Consider the following 16,048-nt stretch of genomic DNA (forward strand, 5'->3'; position numbering starts at 1 on the left):
TCACCTCCTTTCCTTCGCTCTGCTTCTTTCCAACCACATGATGCTGACCTTTTCTCCCTTCCGCCTCCCGGCCCGGTCTGCTGTCCGCCTCGTGCTGACCGGCCTGACCGGCCTGTCCCTGCACGTGGCCGCTACGGCCCAGGTGACGCCGACTACGCCGGTGTATCCGCCGCCCGCGCCCCTGCCCGGCGACACGGCCCGCGCCGACCAAGTGGGCCGGAGCCAGGAGTTTGCCACGCCTTCGGTGGTGGGGCAGGGGCCGAGCAAGGGCCTCGTGTTTCACCTTGAAAGCCTGTCGGACTTCGCCGTGAAAAGCAAGCTCAACGACCAGACACCTTCCAAGGACGTGAGCACCACGGTCACCAAAAACCGCCGGGCCTTCATCAAAGCCTACGCCCCGCTCTGGAACCATCCTCACCTGAAGGTGATTCTGGGCGTCAACTACGACCGGGAGGAGTTCCAGTTCAAAGACCCCAGCCAGTCGGTGTTCTACCAAAACCTGGAAGACAAGGGCCTCAAGGTCATCGGGACCCAACTGGCCGTTATCCGGCCCATCGACGAGGTGCACTGGTTTATTGCCCGCGTGAAGGGAGAGCTCAACGGCGACTACACGTCCTCGGAGCTCAACGTGAAGGACTACCTCAAAACCCAGGCTGAGTTTATCTACGGCTGGAAGCGTAGCCCCACTTTCAGCTGGGGCGTGGGCGGTCAGCTGGGCTACACTTTCGGGCGCCAGAGCATCTACCCCGTCATTCTCTACAACCGCACGTTCAACCAGCACTGGGGCGTGGAAGCGCTGTTTCCAGCGCGTGTATCGGTGCGGCGCAACCTGAACCCGCGCACCCTGCTCTTCGGCGGCTACACCGTGGATGGCATGAACTACAACATCAAGCTGCGCCAGCCCCTGGCCAACGGCCTGCAAACCCTGATTGTGCGCGAAACCGAGGTCAAGGCCCGTCTGCGCTTGGAACGCGAGATTTACGACTTCCTCTGGTTTGGCCTCGAGGGTGGCTACCGCTACAACTATTCCTTCAATAGTCTCGATCAGGCCGGCAACGAGGCCAAGGGTGGCCTGTTTGGCCCTTCCCGGCCCAAAATCATCGACAACACCCTGGGCGGCGCACCCTACGCCAGCTTGGAAGTGTTTTTGGTGCCCCCGCGCAAGTTCCTGAAGAAAACGGCCAGCAAGTAGCTTGCGCCCAAATCGTTAAAATCAGAAAGGCCCTCTCCAACAACGGAGAGGGCCTTTTTTCTTGCTTATGAGTGCAGCTTAGTGAGGTTTGGGAGCCGGAGTCCGGCGGCGCTTACCGAGCTTTTTGAGGTACTCGTAGGTCTCGAACTGGGCGCGCACCTGCTGCTCGGCAGCCTCGTCCTGGCCGAGGTAGTTGTTCTGCCAGTCCCGCGACTTCACGTTGTCTTGGCGCTGCAAGTCGAGCAGGTGGCGGACTTCGGCCCGCAGTTCGGGATTCAGAATCGGGAAGGCTACCTCCACGCGGCGGTCCAGGTTGCGGGCCATCCAGTCGGAGGAGGCCACGTACACTTTCTCGTCGCCGTCGTTGCCAAACACGTACACCCGGGCGTGCTCGAGGTAGCGGTCTACCATCCCGCGCTGCTGGATGTTGGCGCTCTGCCCCTCCAGACCCGGAATCAGGCAGGAGATGCCCCGGATCAGCAGCTCCACCCGCACGCCGGCCTGGCTGGCTTCGTAAAGCTTCAGGATCATGCGCTCATCCTGCAGGGCGTTGAGCTTGAGGATAATGTAGGCGTCCTTGCCATGCTTGGCCAGCTTGATTTCCCGGTCGATGAGGGCGTTGAGCTTTTCGCGCAGCTCGAAAGGCGCCACCAGCAGGTGCTCGAAGCCGGTTTTGGGCTGCCGGTCGTGGAAGTAGCGGAACACCTCGGCCGCTTCCCGGGTCAGGCGCGGGTCACTGGTAAACAGGCCGTGGTCGGCGTAGATGTGGCTGGTGACCTCGTTGAAGTTGCCGGTGCTGAAGTAGGCGTAGAGGCGGTTCTGCTCGTCCTCGGTGCGGGTGATGAGCAGCAGCTTGCTGTGCACCTTGAGCTCGGGAATGCCGAAGATGACGTTGGCGCCGGCCTTTTGCAGCTTCTCGGCCCAAAACATGTTCGACTCCTCGTCGAAGCGGGCCTTGAGCTCCACAACGACCGTCACCTGCTTGCCGTTTTTGACGGCTTTCAGCAGGGCCTTGGCCACTTCACTCTTGGCGGCCACCCGGTAGAGCGTGATGTTGATGCTGGTCACCTGGGCGTCGGTAGCGGCCTCGGTGATAAAGCGCGTCACGTAATCGAACGACTGGTAGGGCAGGTGCAGCAGGTGGTCGCGCTCGGCAATGGCGGCCAGCATCTTGCCGCCGGTGCGGGGCAGGGTGGGGTGGGGCAGGGGCGGCTGCTCCGGGTACTGCAGCTCGGTCAGGCCCAGAGTCGGAAAGCCGAAGAAGTCGCGGAAGTTGTGGTAGCGGCTGCCTTCCACCAGCTCGTCCTTGCCGATGCCGGTTTTCTGCATCACCATCTTCAGCACGGCCTTGGGCACGCCGGGGTCGTAGAGCAGGCGGGCGGGGTAGCCGGTTTCGCGCTTCTGCAGGCTGCTCTTGATTTTGGCCATCATGTTGCCCGACACTTCCTCCTGAATGTCTAGCTCCGCGTCGCGGGACAGCTTCAGCGCGTGCACTTCTACTTTGGCGTACTTCGGAAACAGGTCGTGGGCGCAGCAGCGAATCACGTCGTCGAGAAACATCACGTAGTGCTCTTCGCCCTGAGTAGGCAACTGCACGAAACGGCCACCGTGGCGCTTGGTGGGCAGCTCCATCACCACCACCCGCTCCTTGTCGTCGTGCTTTTTCTGCTTGACGGGCGCGGAGAGGTAAAAGGTCAGGTACACGGTCTGGTCCTTGAGAAACAGGTGGTGCAGGTTCTCGTCCAGAATCACGGGGGACAGCAAATCCTGCACCTTTTCCCGGAAGTAGTCGTGTACCCAGGTGCGCTGCTCCTCGCTCAGGTCGTGCTCGGCCACGAGGTGAATGTGCTGGCGCTGGAGCTCGGGCATGATGCCCTCGCGGAAGGTTTCGCCAAACTCCTGCTGCTGCCGGCCCACTTCGTCGAGCAGATTTTTGAGCTGCTCGCCCGGGTCTTCGCCCAGCTTGGCCCGGGTTTTTTTCTTGAGCTTAACCAGGCGGCGCAGCGTAGCCACGCGCACCTTGAAGTACTCGTCTAGGTTAGAGGAGAAAATAGCCAGGAACTTCACCCGTTCCAGCAGCGGCACCGCCGGATTTTGTGCTTCCTGCAAGACGCGGCGGTTGAAGGTCAGCCAGCTAAGCTCGCGGTTGAGCAGCACGGGGTGGTGTTTCTTGGTTGAGTCCATGAGCGGGGAAGTATGAATTATGAGCTCTGAAGCATGAATTGGTGCTGACGAAGGCAGCGCTTCTGCTACCGACCGTCAGGAATTCGTGATTCAGAAGTTATAACTCTCAATTGTTTTTGGGGTAATCGTAGAAGTAGAATTCGGCGTTGGCGCGGTCCAACTCGCTCCACTGCTCGGTGTTGAACTTCAGGCACACGATGGCCGCCGTGGGCAGCTCGGGCATCTGGTTGGGCGAGAGCAGGTTCACGAAGTCGGTTAGCGTGTTGTTGTGGCCCACCAACAGCACGGAGCTGGCCGAGTCGGGCAGGTGCCGCACGATGTCGAGCAAATCGGGTACTTCGGCCCCGTAGATGCGCTCCACCACCTCAATCTGGTCGTGGGGGTAGTTGATTTCCTTGGCTACGAGCGTGGCTGTGCTCAGCGCCCGCACAGCCGGGGAGCTGACCAGCAGATCGAGGGTAATGTTGCGGTTGGCCAGGGCCTGGCCCATGTGGGGAGCATCGTCGCGGCCGCGGTTGTTCAAGGGGCGTTCCTGGTCGTTGAGGTCGTCAAAATCCCAGCTGGATTTGGCATGGCGCATCAGATACAGGGTTTTCATACGGTGGAGCTGCTAGGTGGGATTCGCCTCTTTACTACGCGCTTCCCGAAATGGTTATTAAGAATTGACAACGGGCTGCAAACTGGGCATAAATGCGAAAAGACCCGCCGGTACCGGCGGGTCTTTTCTGGGGATGAGCAGCCGCCGCCGTAGCGCGTAAGGTGAAAGCCCGGCTACGGCTGCTCAAGGGCAGAACTACTGCTTCACGAAGCGCTGGTGCGAAACCTGGTCGCCATTCGAGATGGTCAGCATGTACACGCCTTTGGCCAGCGAAGCCACATTGAGCTGGCTGCCTTCGAGGCGGATATTCTTCATTTCGGTGCCGCGTACGTCGTACACCTGCACTGACATAGCGTTGCCCATCCGGTCGGCGGGAACTACCACGTTCAGCAGGTCGGTAGCAGGGTTCGGATACACGCCGTACTCGGCGCTGCCGCCCAGGCGGGAAGCCGAAGCCGTTACCTTGGCCGTGCCGCCGGTGATGTTGACGGTGTAGTCTTCCGTTTCGCCGTAGCTGTACGAGCCGCAGCTGGTAGTAGCCGAAGCGTCGCTCATTACCACGCGCATGCGGGTGGCGCCGTTTTTGGCGGTGGTGGGCACCGTGAAGCTGCCCGTGCGGGTCGTAGCGGCTGAGCTGGCGGCCGCGTTAACTACCAGTTCGCCGGCGTCGGTGAATACGCCGTTCTGGTTGTAGTCGATGTAAACTTTGAAGTACTCCGAGTAGGCCGTGCCCGCGAAGCCAGCCGAGAAGCTGATGGTCTGGGCCGAGCCGGCAGCCAGCGACGTGCTGGAAGCGGTGCCGTTGTAGTAGCCGGCGTCAGCACCCGAGGTGCGGGCAATGCTGCCCAGGCCCACGTAGTCGATGTATTCGTAGGCTACGCTGGTGCCTTTCGAAGCGCAGTAGGTAACGGTACCGCCACCACCGCCGCTCGGAGCCTGGCCACCAACCGAAGTCAGCAGGCCCACGCGGGCGCCGCCCGTGGCAAACAGCGCGTTCATCCGCGACGACTGGCCAGTAGAGAACATATACATGGCCGCATCATCCACGTAGTCCATGTAGTTCATGAACATGTCGCTGGTGTTCGAGCAGGAAGGGTTGGGGTAAGAAGGCGTACCGTAGTTCTCGTCGGCCTGGTTGGGCGTATCCGATACGTTGTCGGTGCCAGTGCAGGCCGTTCCGTCGTCGCCCCAGATGTGGTTCAGGTTCAGCCAGTGGCCTACTTCGTGGGTAGCCGTGCGGCCCAGGTTGAAGGGCGCCGACGACGAGCCGCCCTTACCGAAGGCCGAGCTCAGAATAACCACGCCGTCGGTAGCCGCGGCGCCGCCGGGGAACTGGGCGTAGCCCAGCACGCCACCCGACAGGTTGCACACCCACAGGTTCAGGTACTTAGCCGAGTTCCAGGCGTCGAGGCCGCCGGTGCTGGCTTTCTTCATGGCATCGTTGGTGCCCCAGGAAGTCGTGGTGGTCGACTTGCGCTCAATGCCGGTGGTAGCAGCGCCGGTGGGCGTCTGCTTGGCCAGCACGAACTGCACGCCCACGTTGGCTACGAGCCCAGCGAAAGCCGACGGCGTCTTGGTGTAGTCCGCGTTGGTTTTGCTGTAGTCCTGGTTCAGCACGTCAATCTGCGACTGAATCTGGGCGTCCGAAATGTTCTGGGCCGTCGTGTTGTAAAGCACGTGCACGACTACCGGAATGGTCACGACAGCGGAGGTCCGGTTGGCCGTGGGGTTAGCCGTGAAGTTCTGGGTCTGGGCTTCAATAGCCGCGCGCCGGATGGCCATAGTTGGATCTGCTGCCATCTGGGCCGCCAACGACTCCATGGTAGCGCACTGCCGGCCTTTCAGGGGCGTGGTGCCAGCGGGGGTGGCGCGCTGGTCTTGCGCCTGAGCGTTGAGGCCCAAACCCAGGCAAGCCAGGGCAAGTGCGTAAGAAGTTTTCTTCATGTGAAAAGGGTTGGTTTGGTTGGAAAAGGGGGGATTGGGAGCCCAATGTAGAGAATATCCGCCAGCCCACAATTGATTTCACTGCAAGTATTTATAAAATATTGGCCAAACTTTTTTAAATAAGTGACGTAACGCGCGTTTTTATTGAAAATATGGCAAGAAAAGTTGGTTTGCCCGGACTTGGTACTTTGCCGGGTTGGCGGCTCCGCGCATAAAAAAAGCCTGCCCCAAAGGGCAGGCTTTTTCAGTACTCCAGCCGGAGCGGGTAGCTCCGGCCGCGGGTTAGTTTTTCTGGAACTGCTGACGCACGGTTTTCTCCCCGTTGGAAATGGTCATCTGGTAGAGACCTTGGGGCAGCTGCGACACATTTACCTGGCCTTGGCCATTGTAGGAAGCCTGCTTCATTTCGTAGCCGCGCAGGTCGTACACGGTCACGTTCCATACGCTGGCACCGATGTTCTGGGGCAGCGTCAGGTTCAGCACGTTGCTGGCGGGGTTGGGATACATGGCCACTTCCGAAGCGGAGCCCAGCGAGGCCAGGGTTGCGCGGGGAGCCGTGCCACCGAGCGAGGTGAGCAGGCCAGCCCGAGCGCCACCAGCGGCAAACAGCGCGTTCATGCGCGTCGACTGGCCCGTGGAGAACATGTACATGCAGGCGTCATCCACGTAGTCCATGTAGTTCATGCTCATGTCGCCCTGGTTCGAGCAGGTCACGTGCGGATAAGCGGGGCAGCCGTAGTTCGAGGTTTGCTGGGTTGGCGTGTCCGACACCAGGTCGTTGCCGCAGGAAGCATCCCCCCAGATGTGGCGTAGATTCAGCCAGTGGCCCACTTCGTGGGTGGCCGTGCGGCCCAGATCGTAGGGCGAGGAGTACACGCCGGGAGCCTTGGCCTTGCTGCCGAAAGCCGAGTACAGAATAACGACGCCGTCGGTGCTGGCCGAGCCGCCGGGGAACTGGGCGTAGCCCAGCAGGCCCTGGCCCAGGTTGCAGGCCCACAGGTTCAGGTAGTTGGTGGCATCCCAGGCGTTGGCACCGCCGCGCTTGGCGTTTTTCACGGCGTCGTTGCTGCTCCAGGAAGAGGTTCTGGTTTGCACCCGGTCAATGCCGTTGGTGGCAGCACCGGTTGGGGTGCGCTTGGCCAGTACAAACTGCACGTTGGCGTCGGCGGCGAGGCCGGCAAAGGCGGCGGGTACTTTGGTGCGGTCGGCGTTCAGGTTGCGGAAGTCCTCGTTGAGCACGTCAATCTGGGACTGCACCTGGGCGTCGGAAATATTCTGGGCGGCGGTGTTGTACACCACGTGCACGACTACCGGGATAACCACCGTGGCGCCGATGCGGTGAGCGGCGGGGCTGGCCTCAAACTGGCGGGTCTGGTTTTCGATGGTGCTCATGCGCTGGGCCAGGGCCGGATCAGCGGCCAACTGGGCCTGCAATACGTCCATGGTCGCGCACTGTTTGCCTTTCAGGGCCGAGTTGCCGTTATCGGAAGAAGCCATGCGCAGGTCCTGAGCCTGAACCGAGAAAGTGCCGAGCCCAAGGCAGGCGGCAAGAGCGTAAAAAGTTGTCTTCATACGAAACTTGATTGTGAAATTGGTGAGTGAGGGTGATAAGGAAAACTAAGTATTTTGTTGCGTTATTCACAATAATGCCGGAATTATATTGCGATTGTATTAATTGTTGCAGCGCTTCAGTAAGAATAGTATCAGCACAAAAAAGCCCCGCCGGCCGGTAAGAACGGCCAACGGGGCTTTGCATAAAGGGCAATAGAGCTTACTCTGCTTCGTAGAACTCGCCGACGCCCTGATTGGGGTAGCGCTGCCGGTGCAGGGCCGCCACGTGGCGCACCAGCAAAGCCCGCAGCTCATCGATGTTCTGCCGCTCCTGGGCCGAGATGAAAATCACCGGGTCGTGCATCTTGGCCATGTAGGTGGCCTGCAACTGCTCCAGGGAAGGGCGGGGAATTTCGTCCTCGTCGGGGTTCATGCCCTCGAACTCGTGCTTTTTCAACGCCTGAGAGTCAAGCTCGTACTGGTCAATCTTGTTGAAGACCAGCAGCATGGGCTTGTCGGCCGCGTTGATGTCCTTGAGCGTGTCGTTGACGACGGCAATGTGCTCCTCGAAGGACGGGTGGGAAATATCCACGACGTGCACCAGCAGGTCGGCCTCCCGAATTTCGTCCAGGGTGCTCTTAAAGCTTTCGATCAGGCGGGTGGGCAGCTTGCGGATAAAGCCGACGGTGTCGGAAAGCAGGAAGGGCACGTTTTCGAGCACCACCTTGCGCACCGTGGAGTCGACGGTGGCGAAGAGCTTGTTTTCAGCAAACACATCGGAGCGGCTCAGCAGGTTCATAATCGTGCTTTTACCCACGTTGGTGTAGCCCACCAGCGCGACGCGAATCACGCCCCCGCGCGACTTACGCTGGGTGTGGCTCTGCTTGTCGAAGTCCTTGAGCTTTTCCTTCAGAAAGTCGATTCGCTCCCGCACCACCCGGCGGTCGGTTTCGATTTCGGTTTCCCCTGGGCCGCGCTGGCTCACGCCGCCCCCGCGCTGCTTGTCCAAGTGAGTCCAGAGGCCGGTCAGGCGGGGCAGCAGGTACTGGTACTGGGCCAGCTCGACCTGGGTGCGGGCCGTGGCTGACTTGGCCCGGCGGGCAAAGATGTCGATGATGAGCAGGCTGCGGTCCACGATTTTGACCTTGAGCTCGGCCTCCAGGTTACGCAGCTGGGAGGGGGAAAGCTCATCGTCGAAGATGACCATGCTGATGCGGGCGTGGTTCACGTAGGCCTTGATTTCGGCCAGCTTGCCCTCGCCCACGAAAGTGCGGATGTCGGGCTTGTCGAGGCGCTGTACGAAGCGTTTGGTGACCTGAGCCCCGGCCGTTTCGGCCAGAAACTCCAGCTCGTCGAGGTATTCGCGGGTCTGGGCCTCGGGGGCGCGCTTGTCGGGCACGGCCACCAGCACGGCCGTTTCCTGGCCCTGGGAGGTGTCGTAAGTGCCCAGGTTGGGGTCGCGCTTGGGGCCGGTGGTGGGGGCATCGGTGCTGTGATGCCGAGTGCTATTGGTGGGGTTCCAGCTGTGGGAATTGCCTTTTTTAGCCATGGAGGTCAAATGAAAAGAGAAGGCCGCCCCGGGGGTGGGGCAGTCAGAAAATGGGGCCTAGCGCAGCGTCAGGGAGTACGCCACCACTTGGTCGATTTCGGCCGGCGTGAGCTGGGCCTTAAACGAAGGCATCAGGCCCAGGCCGTTGGTAACCATGTACACGCGCCCCGTGGCATTGAGGTTGCTTTTGGTCAGGTCGTGGGCGCCATTGAGGCCTTTTTTGCCGTCGGGGCCGTGGCAAACGGCGCAGCGCTGGATGAAAATGGCCTGGCCGGCGGCCAGCCCGGCCTCGGGCGACGCGGCCTCGACGGGGGCGTCGGCCGACTCGGGTGCGGGCGAGCTGCAGGCGCTACTGAACAGCAGCAGCGGCAAAATCAATCCCCCTCGAAGCCGCCCTGCAAGTAAAGGTGTACAAACTCTCATAGCACGAAGGTACGGACGGGGCAGTGGTGAAGGGGTGAGTTTGTAAAATGGTGGGTTCCCGTGCTGCTGGCGCGGATCTGCACCATGTGCGCCAACAGCACGACAACTCACTATTTCACAAGTTCACCATTTCACCACTTCCCCCGCCTACCTTTGCGGGCTCCGTTACCCCCGACTGCCCCATGCGCGTTGCCATTGTTATTAATACCTCCTGGAATATCTGGAATTTCCGGGGGAGCCTGGTGCGGGCCCTGCAGGCGGCCGGCCACGAAGTGCTGGCCATTGCGCCCCCCGACGACTACTCCGCCCGCCTCGAAACCGAGCTGGGCTGCCGCTACGTCCCGATTCTGATGGAGAACAAGGGCACCAATCCCGTCAAGGACGCCCTGCTCACCCGCCGCTTCTACGACATCTACCGGCGCGAAAAGCCCGACGTGGTGCTGCACTACACCATCAAGCCCAACATCTACGGCACGCTGGCGGCCAAGCTGGCGGGTATTCCGAGCGTGAACAACGTGTCGGGCCTGGGCACGGTATTTATCATCAAAAACTTTGTGAGCAAGGTGGCGCTGGGCCTCTACCGCTTCGCGTTCCAGTTTCCGCGGCGGGTGTTTTTCCAGAACGGCGACGACCGGCAGCTGTTTCTCGACCACGGCCTGCTCAAGCGCGACATCACCGACTTGCTCCCGGGCTCGGGCATCGACACGACCAAGTTTCAGCCCGCCCCCACCTTTGAGCGCCACCAGCCCTTCACCTTCCTGATGATTGCGCGGGTGCTCTACGAAAAGGGCGTGGAAGAATATTTTGAAGCTGCCCGCCGCGTGCGCGAAGCCGTGCCCGGCACCCGGGTGCAGCTGCTGGGCGGCATCGACGAGTCGGGCAACATTGGGGTGAAGCGGGCCGTGTTTGAGCAGTGGCTGCAGGCCGGCCACGTGGAGTACCTGGGCACGTCCGACAACGTGGCGGCCCATATCCGCCAAGCCGACTGCATCGTGCTGCCCTCGTACCGCGAAGGCACGCCCAAAACCCTGCTCGAAGCTGCCGCCATGGGCAAGCCCATCGTGACGACTGACGTGCCGGGCTGCCGCGAAACGGTGGTGGACGGCCAGAACGGGCTGCTCTGCCAGGTGCGCGACGCGGCTGACCTGGCCGCCAAGATGCTGCAGGTGCTCCGCCTCGACGATGCCCAGCTGGAGGCCATGGGCCGCGCCGGCCGGCAGCTGGCCGAAACAAAGTTCGACGAGCGGATTGTGCTCAACAAATACCTGCGCATCGTGGAGGAAATCGGGCCCCGGAAAGCCTAAGCTGAAAACCGGTTAACTTGCCGCTGCGTAGCTGGTTCAGCACGCCTTTTATTCTGATTGGTTAATGGAAATCAAGCATCATGCCCTGCCGGGCGTAGTGGAGTTCACGCCGCGCATCTTCGGAGATTCCCGCGGCGTATTTTTTGAGTCGTTCAGTGCCCGCATCATGGGCGAAGCCGGCGCCGTTGGCCCCTGGGTGCAGGACAATCAGTCCCGCTCGTCGCGGGGCGTGCTGCGGGGGCTGCACTTTCAGCGGCCGCCCCACGCCCAGGCCAAGCTGGCCCGCGTGGCCACCGGCCGGGTGCTCGACGTGGTCGTGGACCTGCGCCGCTCCTCACCCACCTACGGGCAGCACGTGGCCGTGGAGCTGGATTCGGAGAAGGGCAATATGCTCTACATTCCCGTCGGCTTTGCCCACGGTTTCGTGGCCCTGGAGGAAAACACCATCTTTCTCTACCGCTGCTCCGATTACTACCAGCCCAGCTCGGAAGGCGGCCTGCTCTGGAACGACCCCGCCCTGAACATCAACTGGGGCCTTACAGTCCAGCCCCTGGTGTCGGACAAAGACCTGATCCTGCCTACCTTCGACACGTTCGACACGCCGTTTGAGTAAGCTCAAGCAGGAATAAAGTAAAAACCAGAAAGCCGCCTGACTTCAGGCGGCTTTCTGGTTTTTCAGGGAGTTAAGAAAAGGCGGCGGACGGCTTACACCAGCGGCAGTACGCTTTCCAGGCCCATGCCCCGGGAGCCTTTAATTAGAATCTGGCGGCCCCGCAGCGGCTCGGTTTGCAGCCAGGCGGTGAGGTCGGCCTTGGTGGGGAAGTAGTGGGCGGCGGGGCAGGCCTGGGCGGCGTAGCGCATGTCGGCGCCGCAGAGCAGCACGGTGCCGAAGCCCTGGCTGGTCAGCAGTTCGCCCAGCGCCCGGTGCTCGGCAACGCTTTCCGGGCCCAGCTCAAACATGTCGCCGAGCACCACCACCTTCTCGGCAGCCGGGGACGGACGACTGGCAAAGCTGGCCAGCGCCGCCGCCATCGACGACGGGTTGGCGTTGTAGGCGTCCAGAATCACCTCGTTGTGGGCCGTGCGCACGAGCTGGGAGCGGTTGTTGGTGGGCGCGTAGGCGCTCAGGGCGGCGGCAATGTCGGCCGTGGCTACCTCGAAGTAGGCTCCCACGGCGGCGGCGGCGGCCAGGTTCAGAAAGTTGTAGCCGCCCGTAATCTGAGCCGTCACCTCGGTGCCGTCGAAGAGGCGCAGCACCACCTGCGGGGCAGCGCTGAGCAGCTCGGCCGGGTAGGTATCGGCGGGGCCGGGATACGTAACGCGCTGCCCGACCGGGGCCGCCAGGTCGGGCAGCCGCGGGTCGGCGGTGTTGACGAAGGCCGTGCCGCCGGTTTGGGCCAGGAAGCGGAACAGCTCACTTTTGCCTTTGGCAATGCCTTCCACGCCCCCAAAGCCCTCGAGGTGGGCCTTGCCGATGTTGGTAATCAGGCCGTGGGTGGGCTCGGCCAGCTGGCTGAGCAGCTCGATTTCCCCCTGGTGGTTGGCACCCATTTCCACAATGGCCATTTCATGCTCTTCGGCCCGGATGCTGAGCAGGGTCAGGGGCACGCCGATGTGGTTGTTGAGGTTGCCCTTGGTGTACTGCACCCGGAAGCGCCGGCTCAGCACCGCGTGCAGCAACTCCTTGGTCGTGGTTTTGCCGTTGGAGCCGGTGATGCCGATAACGGGCATGCGCAGCTGCTGGCGGTGATAGTGGGCCAGCTGCTGCAACGCCGCCAGTGGGTCGGGGGCGTAGGTGTAGCGGCTCGGGTCGGTGGCGGCCAGGGCCTCGTCGTCGACCACGGCGTGGCGGGCACCCTGGGCCAAAGCCTGGGGGGCAAAGTCGCGGCCCCGGAACGAGGGGCCGTTCAGGGCCACAAACAGCGTGTTGGCCTGGGGCTGCCGCGAGTCGGTGCTGACGGCGGAGCAGGTCAGGAACTGCGCGTAAAGGGCCGCTATTTCTTTCATGCTGATTCTACGTAACTTGGAACTTGATTATTAGAGCCCGAAAAAACATATCCTGCTGATGCTGCGTCGCTGTCTTTCCTTGTTGGTGTTGGGGCTGCCGCTGTGGTGGGCCACTGAAGTGCAGGCCCAGTCGAACCGCTTCGGCTTCGAATACCGCAACGTAGCAAAAGTAGTGCAAGGCACCGACACGCTGCGCCACGCCTGGGCCGGCGGGCTGAACTCGGCCCAGTTTTCCAGCCTCGACCTCAACGGCGACAACCTGGCCGACCTCTACGTCTTCGACCGCCTTTCGCGCCGGTCCATGACTTACCTGAACGCGCCCGCGCCCACCGGCGGGGGCCGCGTCTGGCAGTACGCGCCCGAGTACGAAGCCCTGTTTCCGGCCGACCTGCAAAACTGGGTGCTGCTGCGCGACTACGACTGCGACAACCGCCCGGACCTGTTTACGGCCAACGGCGTGGGCGGCAACATCCGCGTGTTTCGCAACGTGGCCGGCGCGGGCGGGCGGCCCGAGTTTCAGCTGGCTTCGCCCCAGCTGTCCTTTTACGACCCCAACCCGCCCGCCGGCAACGTGAACATCACCACCGGTGGCTTCAACCTGCCCGACATCCGGGACGTGAACGGGGATGGCAAGCTTGACATTCTCTGCCACGACTACAGCGGTAACTTCGACATTCGCCTGTTTCTGAACACGAGCTCCAGCTGCGGGGGCCTCACGTTTGGGCAGACCGACACCCGCTGGGGCGGTATCAGCACCTGTGGGGTATCGTGCACCTCGTTTGGGTTCGACAATGCCCAATGCCGCTCGGTGCTGAAGCCCGCCCACACCTCGGGCAACAACCTGCTCACCCTCGACCTCGACGGCGACGGGGACCTGGACATTCTCACCGGGCGCGACTACTGCACCGAGCTGACCAAGATTGTCAACCAGGGCACCAGCCAGGCGGCCCGCTTCACCAGCGCCGGCCTCGACCCCAACTACCCCCCGAACACCACCCCGGCGCACCTGGCCAACTTCCCCGCGCCCTACTACCTCGACGTAACCTTCGACGGCCGCCCCGACTTGGTGGTAGCCCCGAACGTGTTCGACAACCTCGACACGCTCGACACCCGCCAGACGGTGCTCCTGTATGAAAACGTGAGTTCCACGGCCGTGCCCAGCTTCCAGTACCGCCGCAACGACTTTTTGCAGCGCGACATGCTGGACCTGAGCGAAAAGGCCGCCCCGACGTTTGGCGACCTGGACGGCGACGGGCTCAAGGATATGCTGATCGGGGGCGTGAGCCGCAACACGCCCAACGGCTACTACCGGGCCTCACTGTCGTTTTACCGCAACGTGGGCACGGCCACCAAGCCCGTGTTCCGGCTCACCAACAGCAACTACCTGAACCTGGCTGGCGGGGGGCGGTCCTACGCCTCGCTGCGCCCCGTGCTGGTCGATTTGAACCGGGACGGCGCCCTGGATTTGGCTTTCAGCGGGTACTCCCAGGGCAGCGCTTTCAACTTCGTGGCCTACCTGCTCAACACGGCCCCGGCCAACCAGCCCGCGGGGTTTAACCTGGCCAATCTGGCCTACATCGACGGCATTCCCGCTCGTCCGCTTGATACGGCCACGTTTGCCGACCTCGACGGCGACGGCAACGTGGATCTGCTCATCGGCACCGACACCAACTCCCTGCCCGGCGGGTCGTTGCGCTACTACCGCAACAACGGCACGCTGCCGGTGCGCTCCGCTTTTGTGCTTGCCGATAACGACTACGGCCGGATTCGCAACTCCCTCAACCAGCGGCCTTACGCCCTGTCGCCGGCAGTGGCCGACTTCGACGGCGACGGAACCCTGGACCTGCTCACGATGGACGTGACCGGGGAGCTGCGCCTGTTTGCCGACATCCGCGCCCAGAATGGCATCTTCTCCGACCGCACCGATTTGCTTTACAACGGCGTGCTCGGGCAGTACCAGGAAACGAACCTGGGCAACAAGCTCAGCAACAGCTACGTGCTGGCCGCCGCCGACCTGAACGCGGACGGCGTGCCGGAAGTATTTGTCGGAACTGAGACCGGGGGCGTGGTGGCCTTCGGGGCCCGCAACAACCTGCTGCTCAAAACCCGGCCGGCGGCCGCTCTGGCCCTGGGGCTGAATGTGTACCCCAACCCGGCGGCCACCGCGGCTACCGTCGAAACCGCGGCGCCCGTGCGCCTGACCCTGCTCGACCTGACCGGCCGGCTGGTGCGCGCCGAGGCGGCCCTGGCCCGCACCCACCAGCTCGACCTGCGCGGGCTGGCGGCCGGCGTGTACGTGGTGCGCGCCGAAACCGCCGACGGCCGCGCCGGGGTGCAGCGCCTGGTGGTGCGCTGAGTCAGTATTAGCCCCAAAACAGCAAAGCCTCCCACGGTTGCGGGAGGCTTTGCTGTTTGAGCAGGCGTTGAATTCGGAGCTAGGGCCGGGTGCCGGAGTACACGGGTTCCCGCAGGTCGAAGGGGTCGGCATCCTGCAGGGCCGGAAACCGCTCCCGGAAGGCTTCCAGCTCGGCCCGCCGCAGGGTGCGGGTGATGCTGGTTTCCTGGTTGCCGACTTCCACCAGATACTCCCCGCGCATGTCGAGCAGGGCCGAGTCGCCGGCGTAGGCCAGGCTGTTGCCGTCGATGCCCACGCAGTTGACGCCCATCGTATAGGCCAGGTTTTCCATGGCCCGGGCCCGCAGCAGCGTCATCCAGGCCGTGCGGCGGGAGGCGGGCCAGTTGGCCACGTAGAGCAGCAAATCGTAGGGGTCCTGGGCCGAGTTGCGGCTCCAGACCGGGAAGCGCAGGTCGTAGCAGATCAGCGGGCAGATGCGCCAGCCGCGCCATTCCTCCACCAGTCGCTCAGTGCCCGCCGTGTACACGTCCACTTCCCCGGCCACGCCAAACAGGTGGCGCTTGTCGTAGTGGCTCATTGTGCCGTCGGGGCGCACCCAGAGCAGGCGGTTGAAGTAGTGGCCGTCTTCCTGAATAATGATGCTGCCCGTCACCACGGCCTGCCGCTCGGCCGCCACCCGCCGCATCCAGGCCGAGGTGGGGCCGTCCATCGGTTCAGCTAGCGCCGGGGCATCCATGCTGAAGCCGGTGGTAAACATCTCGGGCAGCACCAGCAGGTCCGTCGGGATGGAAATAGCGTTGATGTGACGCTCCAGCTCCGCCCGGTTAGCGGCCGGATCATGCCACTGCAGTGAGGCTTGAATAAAGGATACGGTTAAGTCAGACACGAGCGGGGCTACTTAGCAGGTGAAAAAGAATTTCCTGAATGTTAGGCAAAAAGA

The 16,048-nt window shown here is 62.6% G+C and carries 12 protein-coding genes; 4 read left to right on the forward strand and 8 right to left on the reverse strand.

What is annotated here, in order from left to right; genetic code table 11:
• The first annotated feature begins 37 nt into the window (after positions 1 to 37).
• Positions 38 to 1,192: a DUF6268 family outer membrane beta-barrel protein gene (locus EWM57_RS08655; RefSeq protein ID WP_129920744.1), complete on the forward strand. Its 1,155-nt coding sequence runs from the start codon at positions 38 to 40 to the stop codon at positions 1,190 to 1,192.
• Between the two features lie 78 nt (positions 1,193 to 1,270).
• Here the strand turns inward: EWM57_RS08655 and ppk1 are convergent, their stop codons facing one another.
• The 6 genes from ppk1 to EWM57_RS08685 all read right to left on the reverse strand — a co-directional run bounded on the left by ppk1 (position 1,271) and on the right by EWM57_RS08685 (position 9,396).
• On the reverse strand, positions 1,271 to 3,376 hold the full coding sequence (gene ppk1 / locus EWM57_RS08660; RefSeq protein WP_129920745.1) for a polyphosphate kinase 1: 2,106 nt from the start codon (positions 3,374 to 3,376) through the stop codon (positions 1,271 to 1,273).
• Between the two features lie 106 nt (positions 3,377 to 3,482).
• Complete coding sequence (locus EWM57_RS08665) at positions 3,483 to 3,974, reverse strand: SixA phosphatase family protein (protein WP_129920746.1); 492 nt, start codon at positions 3,972 to 3,974, stop codon at positions 3,483 to 3,485.
• Positions 3,975 to 4,169: 195 nt separating this feature from the next.
• Positions 4,170 to 5,918, reverse strand: a complete 1,749-nt coding sequence (locus EWM57_RS08670; protein ID WP_129920747.1) for a GEVED domain-containing protein — start codon at positions 5,916 to 5,918, stop codon at positions 4,170 to 4,172.
• 282 nt (positions 5,919 to 6,200) lie between these two features.
• Positions 6,201 to 7,490, reverse strand: coding sequence for a M43 family zinc metalloprotease (locus EWM57_RS21825; RefSeq protein WP_129920748.1), 1,290 nt, complete (start codon positions 7,488 to 7,490; stop codon positions 6,201 to 6,203).
• 199 nt (positions 7,491 to 7,689) lie between these two features.
• Positions 7,690 to 9,018: a GTPase HflX gene (gene hflX, locus EWM57_RS08680; RefSeq protein WP_129920749.1), complete on the reverse strand. Its 1,329-nt coding sequence runs from the start codon at positions 9,016 to 9,018 to the stop codon at positions 7,690 to 7,692.
• Positions 9,019 to 9,075: 57 nt separating this feature from the next.
• The gene (locus EWM57_RS08685; protein WP_165370458.1) at positions 9,076 to 9,396 is read right to left on the reverse strand and encodes a c-type cytochrome; all 321 of its coding nucleotides are present in this window, start codon (positions 9,394 to 9,396) and stop codon (positions 9,076 to 9,078) included.
• A 227-nt stretch (positions 9,397 to 9,623) separates the two neighbouring features.
• On the opposite strand from EWM57_RS08685, the gene EWM57_RS08690 reads away from it, so the two are divergent.
• Both EWM57_RS08690 and rfbC read left to right on the forward strand, forming a co-directional pair.
• Complete coding sequence (locus EWM57_RS08690; protein ID WP_129920751.1) at positions 9,624 to 10,745, forward strand: glycosyltransferase family 4 protein; 1,122 nt, start codon at positions 9,624 to 9,626, stop codon at positions 10,743 to 10,745.
• A gap of 64 nt (positions 10,746 to 10,809) precedes the next feature.
• A complete protein-coding gene (gene rfbC / locus EWM57_RS08695) occupies positions 10,810 to 11,358 on the forward strand; it encodes a dTDP-4-dehydrorhamnose 3,5-epimerase (protein WP_129920752.1) in 549 nt (182 codons plus the stop codon).
• A 92-nt stretch (positions 11,359 to 11,450) separates the two neighbouring features.
• On the opposite strand, the gene EWM57_RS08700 is transcribed toward rfbC, so the two are convergent.
• A complete protein-coding gene (locus EWM57_RS08700) occupies positions 11,451 to 12,752 on the reverse strand; it encodes a UDP-N-acetylmuramoyl-tripeptide--D-alanyl-D-alanine ligase (RefSeq protein ID WP_129920753.1) in 1,302 nt (433 codons plus the stop codon).
• 58 nt (positions 12,753 to 12,810) lie between these two features.
• Here EWM57_RS08700 and EWM57_RS08705 point away from each other — a divergent pair, with 58 nt between their 5' ends.
• A complete protein-coding gene (locus tag EWM57_RS08705; RefSeq protein WP_129920754.1) occupies positions 12,811 to 15,108 on the forward strand; it encodes an FG-GAP-like repeat-containing protein in 2,298 nt (765 codons plus the stop codon).
• Positions 15,109 to 15,187: 79 nt separating this feature from the next.
• Here the strand turns inward: EWM57_RS08705 and EWM57_RS08710 are convergent, their stop codons facing one another.
• Entirely contained in the window at positions 15,188 to 15,994 is an 807-nt protein-coding gene (locus EWM57_RS08710; protein WP_129920755.1) for an amidohydrolase, read from the reverse strand.
• Between the last annotated feature and the right edge of the window lie 54 nt (positions 15,995 to 16,048).

This window comes from Hymenobacter persicinus, from assembly GCF_004167665.1.
Classification (GTDB): Bacteria; Bacteroidota; Bacteroidia; order Cytophagales; family Hymenobacteraceae; genus Hymenobacter; species Hymenobacter persicinus.

Excerpts from the sequence above, each read along its gene's own strand:
- EWM57_RS08655 (WP_129920744.1), top strand. The coding sequence starts at position 38 with ATGATGCTGACCTTTTCTCCCTTCCGCCTCCCGGCCCGGTCTGCTGTC.
- ppk1 (WP_129920745.1), bottom strand. The coding sequence starts at position 3,376 with ATGGACTCAACCAAGAAACACCACCCCGTGCTGCTCAACCGCGAGCTT.
- EWM57_RS08665 (WP_129920746.1), bottom strand. The coding sequence starts at position 3,974 with ATGAAAACCCTGTATCTGATGCGCCATGCCAAATCCAGCTGGGATTTT.
- EWM57_RS08670 (WP_129920747.1), bottom strand. The coding sequence starts at position 5,918 with ATGAAGAAAACTTCTTACGCACTTGCCCTGGCTTGCCTGGGTTTGGGC.
- EWM57_RS21825 (WP_129920748.1), bottom strand. The coding sequence starts at position 7,490 with ATGAAGACAACTTTTTACGCTCTTGCCGCCTGCCTTGGGCTCGGCACT.
- hflX (WP_129920749.1), bottom strand. The coding sequence starts at position 9,018 with ATGGCTAAAAAAGGCAATTCCCACAGCTGGAACCCCACCAATAGCACT.
- EWM57_RS08690 (WP_129920751.1), top strand. The coding sequence starts at position 9,624 with ATGCGCGTTGCCATTGTTATTAATACCTCCTGGAATATCTGGAATTTC.
- rfbC (WP_129920752.1), top strand. The coding sequence starts at position 10,810 with ATGGAAATCAAGCATCATGCCCTGCCGGGCGTAGTGGAGTTCACGCCG.
- EWM57_RS08700 (WP_129920753.1), bottom strand. The coding sequence starts at position 12,752 with ATGAAAGAAATAGCGGCCCTTTACGCGCAGTTCCTGACCTGCTCCGCC.
- EWM57_RS08705 (WP_129920754.1), top strand. The coding sequence starts at position 12,811 with ATGCTGCGTCGCTGTCTTTCCTTGTTGGTGTTGGGGCTGCCGCTGTGG.